The organism is Streptomyces sp. NPDC048751, assembly GCF_043198595.1.
GTDB lineage: Bacteria > Actinomycetota > Actinomycetes > Streptomycetales > Streptomycetaceae > Streptomyces.
The window spans coordinates 294,248-312,033 of the sequence record NZ_JBICUX010000004.1; the positions used below are offsets into that span (position 1 = coordinate 294,248).

A 17,786-nucleotide genomic window follows, 5' to 3' on the forward strand; every position below is an offset into this window, starting at 1 on the left:
CCGGACATGATCCGCCGGACAGAACCTAGTCCTCAGTCCTCCGGTTCCCAGGCGCGGAGCAGGTCGAGCAGCTCCAGGTCCCCGTCGAGTTGCAGGGAGTCCGCCGAAATGCGGTCGTACAGGTAGAGGACCAGATCACTGGCCGTGCCGCGAACGGAGACGCCTGCCGCGTCCGGGTCCTCGCCGGTAGCGGGCAGCCGGGTGGTCCGTGCACCGTCGCCGTCGACCGTGAGGCGCCAGGAGCGGCCCTCGGTGGCGTGGAAGTCGAAGGCGGTGGGCTTGTGCGGCCAGGCGCACGTCGTGAAGCAGGTGATGAACAGGGTCTCCTCGACACCGTCGAGCGCCACCTCGACAGGCAGTGAGGCCGGCTCGCCCACGGTGAGCTGGGCGTCGTAGGTGTGCACCGCGATCTCCTGGACCTGGTGCCGGGCGACGCCACCGGCGGTGTGCGGCGTCTGCGTGTTACCCCAGCCCGTGAAGCAGCCCTGGTCCGGACCGGCCTCACGTAGGGCCGCCAGCAACAGCTCGGTCGAGGCGGCCAGCCAGGCCGGCACGGCCTCGCGCTCCTTCGGCGCGACCGCGTCACCCTGGGCCGGGGTCCTGGACGTGGCGTCCGGCCCGGCGGCGACGGTGGCGGCCCAGCGGCGGCGGCCCTCACCGATGTGCTGCACCAGGTCGGACAGCGTCCACCCGGGGCAGGTCGGCACGGGCAGGTCGAGGCTGGGCGCGGCGGCGATCGCGGCGCGAAAGGCGGTTGCACGTTCGTCGATCAGCCGCAGCAGATCGGGAAACTCCAAAGTCTTGTGCACGGCGGTAGTTCTATCATCTTGATCCATTTGCCCGACAGCGGTTTTCCCAGCCGGAACGGCGGGCAACTCCGGACGCGGTCGTGGACGTTCGAAGTACGCGTCAGCTGCCCCGAAGACCGACCGCCAGCGTCAGTTCAAGGACCCGGTGTGGCGATGCGAGATCCGGAAACAGCTCCCGCAACTGCGACATCCGGTACCGGACTGTCTGGGGATGGACGAACAACGCCGCCGCCACCTCGTCCCGTCTGCCCTGGTGCAGCAGCCACGCCCGCAACGTCTCCTCCAGCCGCCGCGCGGTCGTGTCAGGCAGGGTCCGCAACGGTGCGAGGGCTCGGGCACGCAGGTCTGCGAACGCGTCCATGTCGGCGCTCAGCACCAGTTCGGGCAGGTGCTCCTCGGTGTCGCGGATGTCGGAGGAGAGCGAGCGCGCGCGTACGGCTCGTGCGTACGAGGCGGACGCACGAGTCCATGGCCGGGCCGGGCCGACCACGGCGGTGCGGTCGGTCAGCTGGCGCAAGAGATGCGCTCGGTCGGCATCGGGGACGAGCAGCACACCGGTGGCATCCGGCAGATCGTCGAGGACGAGGGTGCTTGAGTCGAGCGCGCGGTAGGCGGGCCGGGCCTGGGCGGCAGGCAGCAGGACCGCGGTCAGCGAAACCGGAGGCTGCCACCCGGCCCGTTGAGCAGAGACAAGCAGCACGTCCGGGCTCGCGCCGGCGAGGAGGTCGCGGGCCAGGTGTTCCAGGTGGCGCTCCTGGGCCCGGCCCTGGGCGGCCAGTTCGTCGGCGTGGCCCGCGGCGCTCGCGGCGGAGAGCTCGTCGATGTAGGCGAAGGTCAGCTCGGCGAACTTGGCGACCTCGGCGGCGGGCAGACCTGCGGGTACGGCACCCGCTGCCAGGCATCGCCAGGCCACGCGGGCGCCGACGCGGTAGGCGCTGAGCAGGGCGTCCATCGAACGGCCGTCGCGGACCTCGCCGCGGCCCAGCTCGTAGGCTGCGTCACCGGCGTCGCCGCCTGTGGCGTTCCCGCTCGCGAGGTCCAGGTAGTGCCCCAGGGCGGTGCGGACGGCTCGGCGGATGGTGCCGCCCATGCTGCCCGAAAGGGCGTTGGCGTAGGAAGGGACCTCGTCGATGATCGCCTGGACGACCTCGTCGGCGGTGGTCCTCAGGGCGGCCCGAAGTGCGGTGACCGTCGTCTCATCCAGGGCCAGTTCGCTGGCCCTCCGGATTGCATGGCTCACGTTTTTGTTCCCTGCGAACAATTCAAGCGACCAGATTTACGTCCTGCGGTCAGGACTTTACGCCTCGCGGCGCAGCAAGCTGGAGTCATGACGAGTGCAGCCCTCCGCAGCAGGGCGTGGAAACTGCTCGAGATGGTCACGACGCCGCTGCTGCCGTCGGACTACCTCGACCTGGTCAGCCCGCTGCGTGCGGGCGCTGACCTGCGGGGGCGCATCGAGGCCGTGCACCCCGAGACGGGTGACGCCGCGACCATCGTGATCAGGCCGGGACGGGGCTGGCGCGGCCACACTGCCGGTCAGTACGTGCGGATCGGGGTCGACGTCGACGGGGTACGCCTGTGGCGCGCCTACTCCCTCACCTCGCCGACAAACCGCCAGGACGGCCGCGTCACGATCACCGTGAAGGCGATCCCGGACGGCAAGGTCAGCAACCACCTGGTCCGCAGGGCGACACCGGGCACGCTGATCCAGCTCGACCAGCCGACCGGTGACTTCGTGCTGCCGCAGGCCAAGCCCGCCAAGGTGCTCTACCTGACGGCCGGCAGCGGCATCACGCCCGTGATGGGCATGCTGCGCGACACCGAGTTCGACGACGTCGTCATGGTCCACTGCGCGCCACAGCCGCAGGACGTGATCTTCCGCAACGAACTGCACGACCTGGTCGCGGACAAGAAGCTGCAGCTCACCGAGGTGCACACCGACACCGACGGCATGCTCGACATCGCCCGTCTCGACGAACTCGTGCCCGACTGGGCCGAGCGCGAGACCTGGGCTTGCGGACCCGCGGGCCTGCTCGACGCCGCCGAAGAGCACTGGAGCGAGCACGGCGTACCGGAGCGCCTGCACACCGAACGGTTCCGCCCCAGCATCGTCGTCGCCGGCGACGGCGGCGAGGTCACGTTCAGCGCCACCGGCAAGACCGTCGACGCGGACGGCGCCACGCCGTTGCTGGACATCGGCGAGGAGGCCGGCGTGCTCATGCCCTCCGGGTGCCGCATGGGCATCTGCTTCGGCTGCATCACGCCGCTGAAGGCGGGCGCCGTCCGCGACCTGCGCACCGGCGAGATCACCGAGGCCGAGCCGGGCGTCCTCATCCAGACCTGCGTGTCCGCCGCCGCGGGCCCCTGTGACATCGAACGGTAGGAGCACCTTGACCGCCATCGACCCGACCGCCCACCTGACCGCGGAGCAGATCGAGGAACTCGGCCGCAAGCTGGACGCCATCCGCGACGAGGTGATCGCCGGCCGCGGCGAGAAGGACGCCGCCTACATTCGTAAGGTCATCTCGGCGCAGCGCAAGCTCGAGCTGGTCAGCAGGGGCGTACTGCTGTTCTCGATCTTCCCGCCCGCGTGGTTGCTCGGCACCGCCGGTCTGTCCGTGGCGAAGATCATGGACAACATGGAGATCGGCCACAACATCCTGCACGGTCAGTGGGACTGGATGCGGGACCCGAAGATCCACTCCACCACCTGGGAGTGGGATCACGTCTCGCCGGCCGATCAGTGGAAGCACTCGCACAACGAACTGCACCACACGTACACCAACGTGATCGGCAAGGACAACGACCTCGGCTACGGCATCATGCGCGTCGACGAGGACCAGAAGTGGCACCCGTTCCACCTCGGCCAGCCGCTGTGGAACTTCATCAACGCGTGCTTCTTCGAGTACGGCATCGCAGCGTACGACCTGGAGCTCGGCAAGAACCTGAACAAGCGCCGCCGCAAGAACCCGGAGTTCCGCGCACGGGCCAAGGCCGTGGGCCGCAAGATCCGCAAGCAGGTGCTCAAGGACTACGTGATCCACCCGCTGCTGTCGGGCCCGTCGTTCCTCCCCACGCTCGCCGCCACGTTCACCGCGAACCTGGTCCGCAACATCTGGTCCCACTCGGTGATCATGTGTGGCCACTTCCCCGAGGGTGTGCAGGTCTTCGAGCGCCGGTCGATCAAGGGCGAGACGCGCGGCCAGTGGTACCTGCGCCAGATGATGGGTTCGGCGAACATCAGCGGCAGCAAGGCCATGCACTTCATGACCGGCAACCTGTCGCACCAGATCGAGCACCACCTGTTCCCGGACCTGCCGAGCAACCGGTACGCCGAGGTCGCGGTGAAGGTGCGCGCACTGTTCGAAGAGTACGAGCTGGAGTACGTCACCGGGCCACTGCCCAAGCAGGTGTTCTCCGCGTGGCGCAAGGTCTTCCGGCTCTCGCTGCCGAACAAGAAGCCCATGGTCAAAACGCCGGACCGCGAGCAGGAACTCGTCGCCGCCTGATTCCCGGTTTGGTTCAGATCCTTCGGCCGTACCGGCGGGTCGCCAGGTTCGGTGAGATCAGCTGCGGACGGTGTGCGACCGCGGCATCAGCCCGTACACACGAGATCCAGGGCAGCTCAGTGTCCAGCTGCGCTCCCCGGACGTGCGCCAGAAGCTCAGCACACAGTCCCCGGCGAGGTGAAGTAGTGCGCTGACCTGCCATGGTCGGGCCGGTAGTCGAGTGCGTACGCACACTCGGTTTGAAGAGGAGCCAGCTGCGGGACAGTCGGTCCGCGAACAAACCGCCCGCGAGCAAGAACACGATCGTGGGGACGGTGTTCGTGGCAAGCACCACACCGAGAGACCCGCTCCACCGCCCTGCTCAATGACAGCGTAGGCCAGGGCCAGAGGGGCCATCGCAGACCCTGTGGCCGAGATGAGATTGGCCGACACGAATCGCCGGAACTCGCGATCTTTAACAGCGTACTGATCGACATCGGTGACTCGTCGGCGATTTTCATGATCTCCCCAGGGCTCGGCGCAGCGAGCACCCTAGTTCAGAAGCACGCCGCGCCGAACGTCAGTGATCAGAGTTGGCCGACACCCCTCACCTCCTCAAAGGCCATGCACCAGGTGTCCGCGCGACAGCGAGTTCGGCCACCGGCACACGACGGTGGGCCCTGCCCAGCAGTGAATAGCGCCGCTCTCGAATACTGCTGCTTCACCAGTAGGTCCGCGAGACTGGCGAGGCGATCGTCGGCGTGGTCACCGGTACCCGGCCTCTCCCCGCACGCTGCTGCTCGGCCGGTACGTCGGCCACCACCCTCGCCCAGGCGGCAGGTGCTGCGGTCGCAGGCCTGCTCGCTCGAGGACGGCCCGGGCGTCCGTGGACGACATGACGCCCATTTCCCGCAGGCGCCTGTGCGGACGTCGCTGCGCTGTCGATCGCCACGCCCGTATTCCTCTCCGCAGCCGGGACCACTGTCGCAGGCACGACCGGTTCGGCCGCGACCGCGGACCACCCCACAGTCCCGGCGATGGCTCGGGAATCCGTCGTGCCGACCCGGTTCTGGGTCACGGCGCCGGGTTCACCGTGGAAGCCGGAGGAACCGAACCGGGCGTCACGCTCGTCACCGATGGGGGCGCTGAACTGCTTCTCGACGACGGCTGAATGCTGGTTCTGGATCGCTTTCCGTGCACCGTTCAGGGTGGATCAGCGGAAAAGTTCTCCGCCCGGCTGCGCAACCTTCCCGCCGCCTTCCGGGTCTTGGGGTGCGCGGCCGGTGAAGGATCTTCAGGCCGCGCGCACACCCGTACCCGGCGGGTGGTGAACCGGACGGAGCAGACGGCGGCATGCGGCGACGATTACGGAGAAAAGGACTGCGCCCGAGCGGAACGCGGGGCTTCGGGGCGGATGCGCTCGTGTTGTTCGCAGCCGCGCTGGTGCTACTGGTCGGTGGGTTGGCCGGGCCGGCCGCCGGGCTCAGCGAGGCGCGGGCGGCGGCGAAACAGGCAGGGCAGCCCGGGCTTCCGGCGCTGAACGCTTCCGGTGCGCCCGGGGCTTCGATGGTGACCGAGGCGGACGGGGATCTCCGGCTCGAACTTGATGCGGGGATCAGCTTCGACCGGAAGGAGGTGCAGCGGCAGATCGATGAGGACGCGGAGCGCAACCCTCTCCTGAGCGACACGATCCGGGACCAGTTGGAGAAGTACCCGGTGGGCATCTCCGATGACCCGAAGGCGGAGCGGCTGGACTTCGACGGCACGGTGCGGATCGAGGGCGATACCGGCCTCTCCCTCACTGTCCCGGCCTCGGAGGTGCAGACCGCCGAGAGCTGGAAGCAGTACTTCTTCGCCTGGGGCATGGGCTATCTGGTGACCTACCAGACCACCGGCTACTGCCTGGTGTTCTTCCCGGAGCTGGCCATCGCCTGCCCCACTCTCGGCAGCTTCACCGGAGGTCTGATCCGGGGTCTGATCACCCAGGCCTTCAACCATGAACTCGGGGACTCCAAGGCGTACACGAAGACCTTCCTGGACGCACTGAAGAAGGCGTTCTGGTCGCATGCCCAGGCCCGGATGCTGGCGTGGCTCGAGAAGGCAGTCCCCGGTCTCCTGAACGCCTACAAGACCGCGCTGCGGAACGTGGTGATCTCCTGGGCGCGGACCGCCGCCAACTGGGTCGCCGATCGGGCGGAGGAGATCGCCTCACTGCTGCCGGACGGCATCGCCGAGTGGGGTCCGCCGCCGGTGAGCGCGCTGAGCACGGTCATGGTGGTCGGCGACTCGATCAGCAACGGCTTCGAGGGCGACTACACCTGGCGCTACCGCCTGTGGCAGTGGTCCCGGGAGCAGCACTGGGGCGCGCAGTTCGTCGGGCCGCTGAGCGGTACCACGGCGCCGGACAAGCCCGAGGCGCCCAAGCCGCCCCCACCATTGGAGGACGAGCCGCCCTCAGGGACGGGCCCCAGGATCCCCCGGGGTGAATACGCCCGGGGCGTGGAGGCCGCCTTCCTGAACAACGGTTCGGGGCACTACGCGATGTGGGGCCGTCGGCTGGAGCAGAACGTCCCGACCATCAAACCGGTCATGGAGGACATGAAGGCCCGAGGGCAGCTCCCAGATGTGCTCCTGGTCGAGCTGGGCTTCAATGACATCGGCTGGCTCGGCGCGGGTGCCGACCTGACCGAGAGGATGAAGCAATTCATCGACAATGCCCGCAAGGCCAACCCCGACATCCATCTCGTGCTCGCCAACGTCCCTCAGCGCACCACCCTGGGCAGCGCCAACCCGGACCTCGGGAAGCGGACCCGTGCCTACAACGCCGCGCTCAGCGCGCAGGTGAAGGAGTGGAGTACCCCCGCCTCCCCGGTGGCGATCGCCGACATCGACAAAGCGATGGGCTGTGACCCCTCCGCCACCTCCTGTGACACCACCTACGACGGGCTGCATCCCAACAACCTGGGGGAGTACCGCATCGCGCGTGCCTTCGCCACCACACTGCACAGGGAGTTCGGTATCGGCACCGCGCCGCCGACCGACGCGGTCGAGGTGGCCGAGCGGGTCGTCGGCACCCCGGAGAACGTGGAGTTCGACGGCACCCAGCAGGGCGTCACCCTGACCTGGGACAAGGTGTTCGGCGTGCACGGCTACCAGGTGCAGTGGCGCGACATCACCGCGGACCCGGGCGGGGAGTGGCGGTGGGCCTTCCCGGTGACCAACCGGTGGGACATGAGCCGCCAGTACTACGGCCAGATCTTCGCGGGCCACCGGTACGAACTACGCGTCCGCGCGGCCTCCGGGGACACCGTCAAGTCGGCCTGGTCGGACATCACCGGCGGCACCGCCCGGCCGACCACGCCCGATTATCCGAGGAACGTGGACGCCGGGGCAGGTCCTGGCGGTGGCATCGTGCAGTGGGACCCGCCCACCGGGGACCACAGCGACGGGATCACCGCATACGCGATCTACCTGTGGAGCCAGGACGCGACGATCGGTATCGTCAAGAGCTTCAGCGTCTCCGGGACCACGACCATCGCCGGCTTCCCGAGGATGCCAGCGGGTGACTACATCGTGATGGTCGCGGCGTGGAACCAGTCGGGCGAGGGCAAGATCGCCCTCAGCGACACCATCACCTTCGACTAGACGGCTCGTGAAGAGCTCGGGTTCTGGCCCTGCCGCGTGAGTGGCAGGGCCAGACTCGTTGTGTGGTGACCCGCGCCTGCGGGGGTAGCTCGATCGTGGCGGCTGCGGTTCAGGCAGCCCCCTCCCCAATGAGCATGTGCACGACGGCACGAAACGAGACTGTCGAGGCGTTGGGTCTGCCATGCCCTGACGCGACGTCGGTCGAGCGGAGGCTCGTTGCGCTGCAACAGGCAGCTTCTACGGCCCAGATCGTGAGGCCCAGGACTCACGTCCAGCGGGCACGGATGCGCATGGGAGAGACGTCGGCTGGATGATTTAGCCTACGCGTCGCCTCTGACGTGCCAAAAGTCATGACCCTCCAGCTCGAAAATGATTGATTCTGATCGAAAAGTGCGATCACCGGAACGTTTAAAGCAAGCAATCATCTTATTGTTGCGCCAACCCTTGCACAGCGAAATCCATTACCCGATAATAACGTTCGATCATGGAGAGCTCTGCTGTGAGTGGGGGACATGGGCGTCGAAAAATCATCCGCAGAGAGAGTCCTCTATAACCGGGGCCGGGTGAGCAGATGGACGGCTGCGGTACTCGCCCTCTTACTGCTCTTGCTCGTCGGCGTTGTCCAAGGTCCCGCTGCGAGCGCCGCTACCTGCGCGCTCCCGCCACAACAGGCGCTCGCTGCGGCGCGTGCGCGGATGCCGGGTTCCAAGGCGATGGAGTTCCCGATCGCCAAGTATCCGCCTCTGGGAACGGTCACGATCGAAGCGTTCATTCGGGCGCGGGAGATCTGGGTCAATCCCGGGTTCGACTTCCGTAGCGGCGACATGCTGCTCCCCGCTTCCGTGACGCCTTCCGCCAGGCCGACACTCACCGCTATCTACGGACACGAGGAATTTCCAGGACTTTTTCTCCAGGGTGACGGCCGGGACGTGAGCCTGAACTTCTCGCCCGAAAAAACACGTGCGTTTGCTGTGCTCGATTTCGCGGCCGGGACAGGATACTTCATCGTCAATAAGTCCGTGAGTAAACTCAGGACCCCGCTGCCCCTTTCCTCCGGGACCTACACAGCACACAAGAGTTGGGATGCGCGGCCCACCTACCGGCAATGGGGAGGCGCCAACAACTGGTTCTACGCCGACTGGGTTTCCGGTGACGTATACCGGTTCCGCACCCACATCAAGGAGTCGGCCTTCGGAACGTCGTGGTTCGCGCCGGGGATCGACGTGCAGGTCACGGTGAACAAGGACACCGGCCAGGCGACGGTCACCGGCGACACCTTCCCAACGGTCGCGGTGCACCAGCCGTCAGCGTGCCGCACTCTGTTCGTTCGACCTGAGAACAAGCCGGCAGATCTCTACACTTACGAGGCCCCTGGAGACATCGCTCCAGATCCCCAGAACGCGACGCCCGTCACGACCCAACCGCCACCCGCCGACGGGGTCAACCGCCCCCCCACCGCCGCCTACAGCTACGCGCGCCGTGCGGGAGCGGGCAACATCGTCGCCTTCGACGGCCGCTCCTCCACGGATTCGGACGGCAGGATCACGTCCTGGCAGTGGCTGACGGGCACTCAGCAGATCGCCACGGGGCCCACTCCGACCATCACGCTCGGGACCGGCGCCTCGAAGACAGTCACTCTCAGGGTCACCGACAACCGAGGTGCCACCGCCTCCATGGCCAGGACCCTGGCCTTGGGCAACCGCACCCCCGTGATCGCAGCGGTTTCACCGACGTCGGGCTCCGTCACCGGGTCCAACGTCCCCACCCTTGCTGCGATTGCGCGGGACGACGACGGAGACGCCTTGCAATACGCGTACCGGCTAACCGGACCCTCCGTCAATGTCTCGTCGGGATGGGTCAACGGCCAATGGACGGTTCCCCCACACCGCTTGGATCCGGGGACCGCGTATCAGTGGTCCGTGACCGTCCGCGATCCCGCCGGCGCCACCACCTCCAAAACAGCGACGTTCACCGTTGCCACGCTGCCAACAGCCAGTGACGTCGTATCCACCTCCACCGGAAGCGGCTACTGGCAGGTGGACACCTATGGAGGCGTCTTCTCCTACGGAGACGCGCCGTTTCACGGATCTCTGCCCGGACTCGGCGTACGGGTGTCCAACATTCTCGGAATGGCACGCACGCCGACCAACGGTGGGTACTGGCTGGTGGGCCGAGACGGTGGTGTGTTCGCCTTCGGTGACGCTCCGTTTGCCGGCTCGCTTCCAGGCCTCGGAATACACATCGATAACATCGTCGGCATGGCACCAGCCAAGGACGGCAAAGGCTACTGGCTCGTCGGCAGCGACGGCGGCGTGTTCGCCTTTGGAACAGCCGGGTTCCACGGCTCGATGGGCAGCAAGCCTCTCAACGCCCCCGTCGAGGCCATCGCCCCCAGCCCGAGCGGTAACGGATACTGGCTCGTTGCCCGTGACGGAGGCGTCTTCGCCTTCGGCGACGCAGCGTTCTACGGCTCGATGGGCGGCAAGCCCCTCAACGCCCCCGTCGTGGACATGGACGCGGCACCGGACGGCAAGGGCTACTGGCTCACCGCGGAGGACGGCGGAGTATTCGCCTATGGCTCCGCCGGATTCCATGGCTCGCTCGCAGACAAGCACCTCAACGGCCACATCACCGCCATGTCTGCCACTCCCGACGGACACGGCTACTGGCTCAACGCCTGCGACGGCGGAGTCTTCGCCTTCGGCAACGCCGTATTTCACGGATCCAGGCCAACGTACCAATGTCGCGGAACGTGACCACACCACCCCCGTCCGGCCACGGCACTAGCCGCACCTGCCCACTGGGCTCAGCGGCGGATATGGACGGTCACGTTGACGATCGTGCCGCCGGCGAAGACGGTGCCGCTGAACAACGCTGCGGTTACGTCCGTGGTGAGCACCGACGTGTCCAAGACTCCGAGCCGGAAGCCGACACCGGTCGCCGAGCGGGGGCTGGAGTGATGAACACAGGTGAACGTGCGGCGCAGGTTCGCGAGGTGCGCCGACGACTCGTGCAGGACGGTCCGCCGCGCACGCGGGATCAGGAGGGAGACTTCGAGACCGTCACGGTGCCCGAGCAGCACTGCGACCAGCTGCGCGACCTCCTGATCGCCGAGGAAGCCGAGACGGTCGTCGAGGTCGGTCTCGCCTACGCCAGTTCCGCGCTCGCAATTGGCGAGGCGCTGGCAACCATCGATCGTCCCAACCCCCGGCACATCATCATCGACCCGTTCCAGGAGCGTGAGTTCTCCAACGCCGGCTGGGACCTGCTGTGCTCGGCGGGGCTTGAGACGATCGCCACGCTCATACCCGCGCCTTCCTCTCTCGCGCTCCCTCAACTGCTGACCGAGGGCTTCGTCGCGGACGCTGCCTTCGTGGACGGCAGCCACCGGTTCCATGAAGTCTTCGTCGACCTGTACTTTCTGCGCAAGGTCGTCCGGCCCGGTGGGCTGATCGTCATCGACGACGACTGGTGGCCGTCGGTGCACACCGCCGTGCAGTACTACGAGATGAACCTGGGATGGACGGTGATCCCCGACGCATTCCCCGGTGAGACGGTCGGCGTCGGACCGAAGGGCAACCGCGGGGCCCGGTGCAAGGCCTACCGCTTGCCCGATATTCCGTTTGAGCCCTCCTTCGAAGACTTCCGCGCATTCTGAGCCGGGACCTCAACTGACTGGTTCGAGAGCCCCGACGATCTGCACGCCGAAAACGTTGATGCCCAGGAGGAAGACGAGGACGGGGACGACGATCGGCAGTGGGCCCCGATCCTGTGAGTCGTGGCCCCCCGCAGTGGACGGCTCAGGCCGAGGCCGCGTTGCAGCGTGAGTGAGCTTGCCGGTCCCGGCCTCGCCCGGTCAGGCCGCGGTCCCGAACCCCTCGGCGCGCGCGGCAGGCCCCCGGGTAGAGCACCTGGCGGCCGTAGCGGACCCGGGCGCGATCGGCGACGGCTTCGATCGCGAGGGGTTTGTCGTCCCCCGCGTCGAGGGTGAGCTGCCGGGTGGTTTCGGCGGAGCGCAGGGATGAGGGGCGAGTCCGAAACCGGGCTCGCCCCTCACGCGCGGGTGCTGTGTAGAGCGGTCAGCGCGGGCCTGCGTCCTTGAGGGACTCCTTGTTCTCGCGGGCTTTGCCCGCGGCCTGAGCAGCGCGCCCCTTGGCGATCAGCTTCTCGTTGCCCGTGACGCGTCCGGCTGCCTGGACGGCCTTGCCAACGGCCTGCTCGGTCTTGGCCCGGGCCTTCTCACTGGCGGCCATGCTGTTCACCCTCCTCAGTCTTCCGGTATGAGGTGCTGTGCGCATGACCCCTCACAGCGCCGGCAAACTCAAGGCCACAGCAGTGCATTGCGTGATCGTTGCTGCATGACTGCGGTGCATCAGATGCCGCAGAGGGGGAATCTCGCATGGCGTGCACATGCCCTTCACCCGACGGAAGAAACTCATATTTTGTGTGCTTGTAAGGACGAAGTAAGGGCATCCGGTGGCCAGGAGGTTGATAACGATGGTTCCCCTGCTTCTGGTCCTTCTTCTGGCTCTGATCCTTTTCGGTGCGGGCTTCGCGCTGAAGGCGCTGTGGTGGATCGCGGTAATCGTGCTGATCGTGTGGCTGCTGGGCTTCGTCGTCCGGTCCGCGGACGGCGCAGGCCGCAAGGGCCGCTGGTACCGCTGGTAGACACAGATCCTCAGCGCGAGAAGCGCTACCTGTAGCGAAGCATGGCGTGGGGCCCGGCCAGGAAGGCCGGGCCCCACGCCATGCAAGAGGCGCATACCCGCTCAGACGGAGCGGATAGATCGGGCGTACTGGGCGCATCAGAGGGTACGTGGGCCATGCACCGGCCCCGCAGAAGCAGCAGTGGAACCCTGCGCCTCCTAATTTCTGCGGGGCTGCTGCACCAGCGCCGATTGAGCCCCTGCCGCGCGAATAAACGCCAAGCTGAGGGCTTTGCCAAGGGATCCCGCCTTGCAGCAGTACGCGCCCACGGTAGAACCGAGCTGACGCACGAAGTACGACCCCGTCCTAAGCGAAGGGTGGGGCCGCAGTCCGCGGGCATGGCACAGAACACCACGTTGCGCGCCCGGACCTGAAGTCCAGTTGCGCGACGTGGTGCCTGTCAGAGCCTGTTGCTGAGTGCCGTCACCGACCTCAGCGTTGCGTCGGATCAGGCGTATCCGATTTCCCACTGGCCGTCTTCGTCATCGGTGCAGTCGTCCCAGCCGAGGGTGTTCTGCACACACAGACGGAAGGCGACCTTCCGCCCTTCACCGAAGTTGTGGTCGAACTTCATGGTGTAGCCGATGTCGCTTACACCCCAATGGGTGCCTTCCTGCAGAGTCCCGTCCTTACGGATGTACTTGTAGTCGAGGTACGGGCGGCCGCCGTACGAGGACTTCTTCGTCACCTCGAACCGGTCCCCGACGCTGATGAACGAGGCGGAGGCGACGACCCTCCCATCGACGTACAGATTGACGTGCGCGTCGTGCCCGGCGGGTGCGGCCTGAGCCGGGGCCGTGAGGGCACCGAAGGCCAATGCCGTACCGATCCCGGCACTTGCGAGGGCCTGACGAAGACGCATGACTTCCCCTTCATTCGATGAAAACGAGCTGGATAGCCCAAGCCGGCATGCCTCAGTTGAGATGAAAGCGCGGGATTGGCCGGGCCAGACAGAGACTGCAGGTCCTCCTCGACCACCAGCAACGGCCCCTCACTGTCCCGGACAGGCCGGCTCTGTCCGGGATGGTCACATGGCGTCCGGAAGGGCGTCCCGGACACTGACGAGATCGTGACGCCGCCGACCGCTCGGTGTACACGTGCGACGCGATGGCAACGGGGAGTGGGAGCTCGCACATGGAGGCACGAGACCGAGCAGCATTCGCACGACGTCATACGGCGTCGTAGACAAGTCGCGTGACCACACCGCCCAACGACCCGAGGAACCCGAGGTAGCACGATGACAACCACGATGAGGCGGCGGCTGTCCGACCGTTGACCCTGGCTTGGGTGAGCCGGCACCTGGAGGCCGGCGAACGGATCGTCAAAACCGAAGCACTGCAGGGCGGCATCACTGCCGACATGCGGCGGTTGCCCATCGGCACGCGCGACGGAGGCACCCGTGACCTGGTGCTGCGGACTTCGTCGACCGTTCTACGCGGGGCGCGCCGAGGGCTGGCTGAACAGGGAGGCCGACGCCCTGACCCTGCTCACGGGGACCGGCGCGCCGGCTCCTGGACTGATCGCGGTTGATCCGACCGCAGCGCATTGCGAGTACTCGTGGCTCCTGATGACACATCTGGCGGGACGGACAGTCCTCGACAATGAGGGATTGGAGACGCGCGTCCCTCTGCTGGCCCGGCAACTCGGGGCGATCCACGCATTGCGGCCCGGGAAGTATGTGACGTTGACGACCGCCGACACCGTCGTCGTTCCGAAGGGCGCCGACGGGGCGGCATGGGCCGCGGCGATCGACGTGATTCGTAGACCCACGCCGCCCCATGAAGGGCGGTTCCTGCACCGGGACTTCCAACCCGGCAACGTGCTGTTCGACGTGCTGACTTCAAGCCCGGCCCGCATCACGGGGGTCGTCGACTGGGCAGCGGCCTCCTGGGGCTCGGCGGATCTCGACGTGGCGCATTGCTCGACCAATCTTGCGCTACTGCACGGCCCGGCGTGGGGTCTGCGGTTCCCTGAGGCGTATGAGGGGGCCGGCGGGGTGGTGGCCGCGGCCGAGCGAGAGGCTGTACTGGCAGGTGCGCGACGGCTGGCGTGCTCAGAAGAAGTGCAGCAGGTGGCGCAGCCATGGGGTGAGGCAGGCAGGCCAGAGCTGACGACGAAGCATTCCACTGTGGATGTCCGCTGCGATAACGCATTGCCCGGTGCTCCTCGCCAGGTCGGCTGCGTGAACCTCCAGGCCGTACCCGGTGATCAGCTACAGCGTGCCAGGGCCGTGGCCGGAGGTCGCCAAGCACATCAAGGACGCCCAGGCCACCGACCTTCCGGGCAAGTACGGCACGACGAACTACCTGACACGGCTCACCGACCGCAGGAAGATCAAGGAGAACCGGGAGAAGGCGTGCCCGTCGAGCCTGCCGCGCCCGGCGGGCAAGTCCTGCGACGAGTACCCCTTTGCCAGCACCTGGCAGGGCGCGAAGTACGGCGGCGGCAGGTTCAGCCGCCGCATGGTCAATGCCAGACAGAACACCAATGCGGGCAAGGCCCTCAAAGGCCTCTACACCTACAGCCGTGTCCTGGAGGGGGACCGGTTCGTGGTATGGATCAGGTAGACCCAGCCAGATGACACCAGACGAGACCACTGTGAATGATCCAGCCCGGTGGTCGACGTCCATCTGGGCCAGGGCCAAAAGGCACACCCAGGGGACGGGGTCAGCCAGCCAGCGGCGAGCGGCGTCCTCGCATGCCGCGCGCGGCGCTGACCCTGGGGAGCAGGGTATGACGGTCTGCTGTGCTGCGGTGAGCGGCCAGAACCCGGTGGGTCATGACGCGGGCCCGCATCATCAGGGCATTCGCGTCTGCGGGCTCCTCCGCGTGCCAGGCAGCGACGGCGTTTCCTTTCGCGGCGCCAGCCGCCAGGACCTGACTGCGGGATGTGCGCAGCGCCCAGCTGCGCGTGTTGGCGAGCAGAGCCTTGGTGGAGATCCACCGGTCGAACTGGAGGTCTTCCAGGGCCAGGCGAGAAGTCTTCGTCGTGACCTGCCGGATGTGGGGTCAGAGGCATGTCAGTGCTCGCCGTGGAGCACCCCCCGACGTTGTGGGGCCGGTGGTGGGCAGGGTGACGGGCAAGCCTGCCTTGAACACGTGACAGGGGCATGGGGGCCTCGCGTGAGGGTTGGAAGACCGCCGGGCGGCAGTCGGGCAGAGACATCGGGGAGGTGAGCGGCTGCGGCCCGGCGGCCGCTCAGGGTGCTTCGACAATCGGGGACGTCGGGCTGTACTCGCCGGGCTGCAATCGGACCCGGATGGTTTTGCCGCTGCCGGACTCTGCGGCGAACCAGCTGACCTTTCCGCCCAGTTACCGCACGAGCCACAACCCCGTCCCGTTGCCTCCGGTAAGGGCTTCGCCAAGGCCATCGCGCCCGGGGCTCGGGTCCGTCACGTCAAGGAGCAGGACGTCGTCTTCGTCAACGGACATGGTCAAGATGACCATGCGTCTGCCGACGTGCTGGACAGCGTTCCGTACGACCTCCGTGACGACCCGTACAGCGGCCTCTTGTGTCCCCGACCAGGCCATCATCCCCAGTCGCGTACGGGCGTGCAGGCGAGCGAGCCTGGGGACGCAAGCCTCCATGGACCAGCTGTGCGTCCAGGCCTGCGGGCGGACAGGGGCCGGCTGCGCCTCGAAACCAACTGTTCGACGACTCGCCAGTTCGGCGTCGAGCGACGGAGCCTCAGTGGTCCGTGCGTCCGCCGCGGAAGAGGCGAGCGCGGCGCTCACCATGTGCGACGCGCTCGAGTCCCGGCCGTGCAACGTTGCGGCTTTGAACCGGGTGCCCTGACCCTGTACTGCTGCCATCTGTGTCCCCGACGGTGGTGGTTGCGGTGTCCCTCTACCGTTTCAAGCTGGGCAGTTGGCGTCACGGGCACCCGTGACCAACTTTTCTGGACACGGGCCACCGCGCTGACCAGGGATACCCGTCTTCTATGGACAGTTAGTTGGGCTGCGACTCCCCGCTCTTCCAGCGCACAGTCATCCGGTCGGGCTACGACCGCGGCTACCGTGAGACCACAACACCGGACTGGAAGCACGCCGATGCCCTCCCCCTTGTGTCAGGCAGGGCATCCACCTGCCAGCCCGGGCAGAAGCATGGACAGCACAGGTGTCCCGAAAACCTCACTTGGGGTAGTTTGGCCAAGAACGGACTCCCCGGGTGCTACAGCAGGAAGCGGCCCGCTTGGCGACAGGGCTCCTCCCCGCGTACTGGAAACACGCCATCGACGAAAGCATCTGGAATCCGCCAGAGCCAGCGCCGAAACCGAGCGTGAACGGGTTGTCGAGGGATCGCGGGAGCTGCCGCAGTGAGAGCACCGGTGCTGCACGAGCCAGAACTGGAGTTCCGTGCCGGAAACCGCCACTTCGATCCCCGGTACGGCGTCAGCGTGTTCGGCCCCGCCGACCCCGACTCCCCTACCGGACTCCGTCAGATCCCCATCGGCCTGGTCGGCCCCTCCCATGCAGTCGACGGCATCCGAAACTGGCTCCAGCGCTGCCAGAACCACATCGAGGCCAAGGACAACAAACCGGGCCAGGAGAATCCTCACCAGCCGTCCCCCGGTTTCAGCACCGACTCCCCGTTCGGCGCCCATCTCGTCTTCGACGACGCCCTTGTCCGCGAGATCCCCGAACGCCAGCTGCGCCGCATGGTCTGCGCCGACACAGTCCGCCACCAAGGACGCAGTCGTCTTCTACGCCGACGCGCTCGGTCCCTGCCCTACGCCGGGCGCTGCCGCGTCGTGATCCGCGCCTGCCCGAAAGAGCTCCAGGACCGAGAAGTCCACCCGCCGTCGCAGGAGAGCACGGCCGAACACGAAGAGGACGCCTGGTCTAGGGCGGCAGGCACCACGGGCGACCGATTCGCCCACCCGCCGCCAAGCAATCAGCTGTTTCCGCAGGTCAGCGAACTCTTCCTCGTGGCTTCAGAGGGGTCACCGGCAGCTCGGGAGCCGGCAGCGGGGCCCCGTCACACCCCTTCACCTCCCCGAACCGTGTCCCTTCCATCCAGTCCCGGCAGGCCTGTACGATCTCTTCCTGCGACCGCCCGATCCAGTTCCAGAACACGTGGAACGGGCCGAGTCGGCGAGCGGGGCACCGAGCATGGCTGTCTCCCAGTCCAGTACA

The 17,786-nt window shown here is 67.1% G+C and carries 11 protein-coding genes and 3 pseudogenes; 8 read left to right on the plus strand and 6 right to left on the minus strand.

Translation table 11 applies throughout. The annotated features are described in order from the left end of the window. Positions 1–32: 32 nt before the first annotated feature. Positions 33–809: a maleylpyruvate isomerase family mycothiol-dependent enzyme gene (locus ACGFNV_RS16130; protein WP_393622930.1), complete on the minus strand. Its 777-nt coding sequence runs from the start codon at positions 807–809 to the stop codon at positions 33–35. 100 nt (positions 810–909) lie between these two features. Then, positions 910–2,049: a PucR family transcriptional regulator gene (locus tag ACGFNV_RS16135; RefSeq protein ID WP_393622932.1), complete on the minus strand. Its 1,140-nt coding sequence runs from the start codon at positions 2,047–2,049 to the stop codon at positions 910–912. Positions 2,050–2,136: 87 nt separating this feature from the next. Here ACGFNV_RS16135 and ACGFNV_RS16140 point away from each other — a divergent pair, with 87 nt between their 5' ends. Together ACGFNV_RS16140 and ACGFNV_RS16145 are read left to right on the plus strand one after the other, a co-directional pair. After that, a complete protein-coding gene (locus tag ACGFNV_RS16140) occupies positions 2,137–3,192 on the plus strand; it encodes a ferredoxin reductase (RefSeq protein WP_393622934.1) in 1,056 nt (351 codons plus the stop codon). A gap of 7 nt (positions 3,193–3,199) precedes the next feature. After that, complete coding sequence (locus ACGFNV_RS16145; RefSeq protein ID WP_393622936.1) at positions 3,200–4,318, plus strand: fatty acid desaturase family protein; 1,119 nt, start codon at positions 3,200–3,202, stop codon at positions 4,316–4,318. 241 nt (positions 4,319–4,559) lie between these two features. Here the strand turns inward: ACGFNV_RS16145 and ACGFNV_RS16150 are convergent. Further along, a pseudogene (locus ACGFNV_RS16150) lies at positions 4,560–4,818 on the minus strand (MFS transporter); the annotation flags it as partial. Positions 4,819–5,719: 901 nt separating this feature from the next. On the opposite strand from ACGFNV_RS16150, the gene ACGFNV_RS16155 reads away from it, so the two are divergent. From ACGFNV_RS16155 to ACGFNV_RS16165, 3 genes are all read left to right on the plus strand, one after another. After that, complete coding sequence (locus ACGFNV_RS16155; protein ID WP_393622938.1) at positions 5,720–7,942, plus strand: GDSL-type esterase/lipase family protein; 2,223 nt, start codon at positions 5,720–5,722, stop codon at positions 7,940–7,942. Between the two features lie 713 nt (positions 7,943–8,655). Beyond that, complete coding sequence (locus tag ACGFNV_RS16160) at positions 8,656–10,698, plus strand: PKD domain-containing protein (RefSeq protein WP_393622940.1); 2,043 nt, start codon at positions 8,656–8,658, stop codon at positions 10,696–10,698. Positions 10,699–10,901: 203 nt separating this feature from the next. Then, positions 10,902–11,600, plus strand: coding sequence for a class I SAM-dependent methyltransferase (locus ACGFNV_RS16165; RefSeq protein ID WP_393622941.1), 699 nt, complete (start codon positions 10,902–10,904; stop codon positions 11,598–11,600). 421 nt (positions 11,601–12,021) lie between these two features. Here ACGFNV_RS16165 and ACGFNV_RS16170 read toward each other — a convergent pair whose 3' ends face one another. After that, the gene (locus ACGFNV_RS16170; protein ID WP_393622943.1) at positions 12,022–12,195 is read right to left on the minus strand and encodes a CsbD family protein; all 174 of its coding nucleotides are present in this window, start codon (positions 12,193–12,195) and stop codon (positions 12,022–12,024) included. 244 nt (positions 12,196–12,439) lie between these two features. Between ACGFNV_RS16170 and ACGFNV_RS16175 the strand changes: the two genes are divergently transcribed. Continuing rightward, positions 12,440–12,610, plus strand: coding sequence for a hydrophobic protein (locus tag ACGFNV_RS16175; protein WP_121790737.1), 171 nt, complete (start codon positions 12,440–12,442; stop codon positions 12,608–12,610). 487 nt (positions 12,611–13,097) lie between these two features. Here the strand turns inward: ACGFNV_RS16175 and ACGFNV_RS16180 are convergent, their stop codons facing one another. Continuing rightward, positions 13,098–13,511 carry a hypothetical protein gene (locus tag ACGFNV_RS16180; protein ID WP_393622945.1) on the minus strand — a complete coding sequence of 138 codons (414 nt, stop codon included), beginning with the start codon at positions 13,509–13,511 and terminating at the stop codon, positions 13,098–13,100. Positions 13,512–13,921: 410 nt separating this feature from the next. Between ACGFNV_RS16180 and ACGFNV_RS16185 the strand changes: the two are divergent. Next, positions 13,922–14,795 (plus strand): annotated as a pseudogene (locus tag ACGFNV_RS16185) (phosphotransferase family protein); the annotation flags it as partial. A gap of 58 nt (positions 14,796–14,853) precedes the next feature. Next, the gene (locus tag ACGFNV_RS16190; protein WP_393622947.1) at positions 14,854–15,216 is read left to right on the plus strand and encodes a NucA/NucB deoxyribonuclease domain-containing protein; all 363 of its coding nucleotides are present in this window, start codon (positions 14,854–14,856) and stop codon (positions 15,214–15,216) included. A gap of 2,345 nt (positions 15,217–17,561) precedes the next feature. On the opposite strand, the pseudogene ACGFNV_RS16195 reads toward ACGFNV_RS16190, so the two are convergent. Beyond that, positions 17,562–17,726: pseudogene (locus ACGFNV_RS16195) on the minus strand (pirin family protein); the annotation flags it as partial. Positions 17,727–17,786: the final 60 nt, after the last annotated feature.

Bases quoted from the DNA above. Each gene is read 5' to 3' on its own strand.
- ACGFNV_RS16140 (WP_393622934.1), top strand. From the start codon at position 2,137: ATGACGAGTGCAGCCCTCCGCAGCAGGGCGTGGAAACTGCTCGAGATG.
- ACGFNV_RS16160 (WP_393622940.1), top strand. From the start codon at position 8,656: ATGGAGTTCCCGATCGCCAAGTATCCGCCTCTGGGAACGGTCACGATC.
- ACGFNV_RS16165 (WP_393622941.1), top strand. From the start codon at position 10,902: ATGAACACAGGTGAACGTGCGGCGCAGGTTCGCGAGGTGCGCCGACGA.
- ACGFNV_RS16170 (WP_393622943.1), bottom strand. From the start codon at position 12,195: ATGGCCGCCAGTGAGAAGGCCCGGGCCAAGACCGAGCAGGCCGTTGGC.
- ACGFNV_RS16175 (WP_121790737.1), top strand. From the start codon at position 12,440: ATGGTTCCCCTGCTTCTGGTCCTTCTTCTGGCTCTGATCCTTTTCGGT.
- ACGFNV_RS16180 (WP_393622945.1), bottom strand. From the start codon at position 13,511: ATGCGTCTTCGTCAGGCCCTCGCAAGTGCCGGGATCGGTACGGCATTG.